Origin of the sequence: Hydrogenophaga sp. (assembly GCF_041633695.1) — a bacterium.
Taxonomy (GTDB): Bacteria; Pseudomonadota; Gammaproteobacteria; order Burkholderiales; family Burkholderiaceae_C; genus Hydrogenophaga.
Genome location: NZ_JBFJMY010000490.1, coordinates 1 through 2,907, shown reverse-complemented (window position 1 = coordinate 2,907; position 2,907 = coordinate 1). Strand labels below are relative to the sequence as shown.

The 2,907-nt window shown below is 68.5% G+C and carries 3 protein-coding genes; 2 read left to right on the top strand and 1 reads right to left on the bottom strand.

Translation table 11 applies throughout. The annotated features are described in order from the left end of the window. Window positions 1-150 precede the first annotated feature (150 nt). Window positions 151-1,053: a LysR family transcriptional regulator gene (locus ABYB95_RS20615; protein ID WP_372661292.1), complete on the bottom strand. Its 903-nt coding sequence runs from the start codon at window positions 1,051-1,053 to the stop codon at window positions 151-153. A gap of 101 nt (window positions 1,054-1,154) precedes the next feature. Here ABYB95_RS20615 and ABYB95_RS20610 point away from each other — a divergent pair, with 101 nt between their 5' ends. Then, the gene (locus ABYB95_RS20610) at window positions 1,155-1,952 is read left to right on the top strand and encodes a GDSL-type esterase/lipase family protein (protein ID WP_372661289.1); all 798 of its coding nucleotides are present in this window, start codon (window positions 1,155-1,157) and stop codon (window positions 1,950-1,952) included. Between the two features lie 5 nt (window positions 1,953-1,957). Then, a partial coding sequence (locus ABYB95_RS20605; protein WP_372661286.1) for an aldo/keto reductase occupies window positions 1,958-2,907 on the top strand: 950 nt, incomplete at its 3' end.

The window sequence follows — 2,907 nt, the reverse complement described above, 5'->3', positions numbered from 1 at the left end:
GGCGCGTGCCCAAAGCCTGGCTGCGCGTGCAGCGCCTGCCGCAAGAAGGGCATTTTGTGCTCTGGGAAAAGCCAGCACTCGTGACCGAAGCGATCCGCAGCCTGGCTTGCGAGTAAACATCCGGCACTCGCCGCGCCACGAGGCCAAGGCTTACCGTGCCGGTGTCGCCTGCTCCTGCGCGTAATCCAGAAACGCGCGCAGCGGCGCGGGCATCTGGCGCCGCCCCGGCGTGTAGAGATACAGGCGTTCGGGCGCCGGCATCCAGTCGCCCAGCACGGTTTGCAAGCGCCCCTCGGCCACATGGCTCTGCACCAGCGGGTTGAACGCATAGGTCAGCCCCAGACCGGCGACCGCCGCCTCCACCACCAGAAACTGGTCGTTGAACACCGGGCCTCTGGGCAGCGCCACTTCCTGGCGCTCGCCTTGGCGCGCAAATTCCCAGCGGTAGAGCACGCCGCTGGGAAAACGCTGGCGCACACACAGGTGCTGGAGCAGATCGGCGGGCGACCGCGGCGGCTCGCGCCCAGCCAGGTAGCTGGGCGCGGCCACCACGCAAAAGCCCGCCGGCGCGCCAAACGGCACCGCCACCAGATCGGCGGCCAGCCGTTCACCAAAGCGCATGCCAGCGTCAAAACCGCCGGCCACGATATCCACCAGCCCGTCGTCGCCCACCACCTCCACCTCGATCTCGGGGTAGCGGGCCAGAAATCCGGGCAAGAGCGGCAGCACCACGCATTGGGCCGCGATGCGCGGCACCGTCAAACGCAGGCGTCCGCGTGGCTGGTCGCGAAACGCATCCAGCTCGCCCAGCGCCTGCTCAATGTCGTCCAGCGCGGGCGACAAACGCGCCAGCAAACGCGCACCCGCTTCTGTGGGCGCCACGCTGCGGGTGCTGCGGTGGAGCAGGCGCACGCCCAGGCGGGTTTCCAGCACGCGCACCGAATGGCTCACGGCCGAGGCCGACACGCCCAGTTCATCGGCGGCCTGGCGAAAGCTGCTGAGCTTGGCCACCGCAGAAAACGCCGCCAGCTCGCTCCATCCATTTTTCTTCATTGCTGAATATTACTCAGCAAAACATGCAACCTTGGCCCGATTGTCTTGGCAATCGATTTGTCTGAAGCTGGGCACCTCTTCACCATTTGCCTCGAAACCCCATGCTCTCCACTCTGCGCCACGCGCTACGCCGTCTCTCAGTTCTGCTCCTGCTGCCCTGCGCCCTGCTGGCCGCGCCCGGCGCCAACGCCGAAACCCCGCCCAGGGTGCTGGTGTTTGGCGATTCGAACAGCTGGGGCTGGATCGCCTCGCCCCAGGCATTTCCCGTGCAGCGGCTGGACGATGCGCAGCGCTGGCCCGGCGTGCTCGGCCAGGCTTTGAACGGGCAAGCCACGGTGCAGGTCGACGCGCTGTCGGGCCGCACGGTGGATGTGGACTACCCTGAGGCCATTGCCGGATTTCCCGGCCCCTTGTTCAACGGCAGCCGCAGCCTGGCCGAGGCGCTGGCGCGCGAAGCGCCGGTGGATCTGCTGGTGCTCATGCTGGGCACCAACGACCTGCGCGCCGACCTGGGCCGCTCGCCACAAGACATCGCACAAGGCCTGGCCGGGCTGGTCCGCCAGGCCGCCCAGTTCGGCAGCGGCGTGCTCACCACCTACGCAGCACCGCGCGTGCTGCTGGTGGTACCGCCACCGCTGGGCGATGTGTCGGCCACACCCATGGGCGCATTCTTCGCGGGCATGCAAGCCAAATCCCGGGCCCTCGCACCGGCTGTGCGCCAGCTGGCGCAAGATAGCCCGGTGGCCGTGTTCGACGCCGCCGACGCGACCGGCCCCATCGCCGGAGTCGACGGCGTGCACCTCACCGCAGAGCAACACCAGCGCCTGGGCCACGCACTCGCCCCGGTGCTGCGCCAGATGCTCGTCCCCGCCGCCAAGCCAACCCACAGAAAGGAATGACCACCATGTCCAACACCCCTACGCTTCCACTCGGCCCGCAAGGCCCATCCATCACGCGGCTTGGCTTGGGCTGCATGGGCATGTCGGAGTTCTACGGCCCCAGCGACGACGCCGAATCCTTGCGCGTGCTGCACGCCGCCGTGGAAGCGGGCGTGCAGATGTTCGACAGCGCCGACACCTACGGCCTGGGCCACAACGAACGCTTGCTGGCCCCGCTGATCGCGGCGCACGGCGAGCGCATCCAGGTCGCCACCAAATTCGGCATCGTGCGCGAACCCGGCAGCTACGCGCGCAGCATCCGCAACGACCCGGCCTATGTGCGCAGCGCCTGCGAAGCTTCGCTGCAGCGCCTGGGCGTGGACCGCATCGACCTGTACTACTGCCACCGGCGCGACCCCGCCGTGCCGATCGAAACCGTGGTGGAAGCCATGGCCGCGCTGGTGACCGAAGGCAAGGTGCAGCGCATCGGTTTGTCGGAGGTGAGCGCCGACACCTTGCGCCGCGCCGCTGCCGTGCACCCCATTGCGGCGGTGCAAAGCGAATACTCGCTCTGGAGCCGCGAGCCCGAGCAAGGTCTGCTCGCCGCCTGCCGCGAACTGGGCACCACCCTGGTGGCCTACAGCCCGCTGGGGCGCGGCTTTCTCACCGGCGCGCTCAGCTCAGCCAGCACGCTGGCCGAAGACGACTTCCGCCGCAAAAGCCCGCGCTTTGCCGAAGCCGCCATGGCCGACAACCAGCGCCTGCTGGCCGCTCTGACCGCGTTCGCCCAGGCACGCAGTGCCACACCGGCACAGATCGCACTGGCCTGGATGCTGTGCAAGCACCCGAACGTATTGCCCATTCCCGGCACCCGCAAGACCAGCCGCCTGGCCGAGAACCTGGCCGCCACGCAGTTGGCCCTGCATGCCGACGAAGTGGCCGAACTCGACCACTTGTTCGACCCCGCCAAGGTGGC

Excerpts from the sequence above, each read along its gene's own strand:
- ABYB95_RS20615 (WP_372661292.1), bottom strand. The coding sequence starts at position 1,053 with ATGAAGAAAAATGGATGGAGCGAGCTGGCGGCGTTTTCTGCGGTGGCC.
- ABYB95_RS20610 (WP_372661289.1), top strand. The coding sequence starts at position 1,155 with ATGCTCTCCACTCTGCGCCACGCGCTACGCCGTCTCTCAGTTCTGCTC.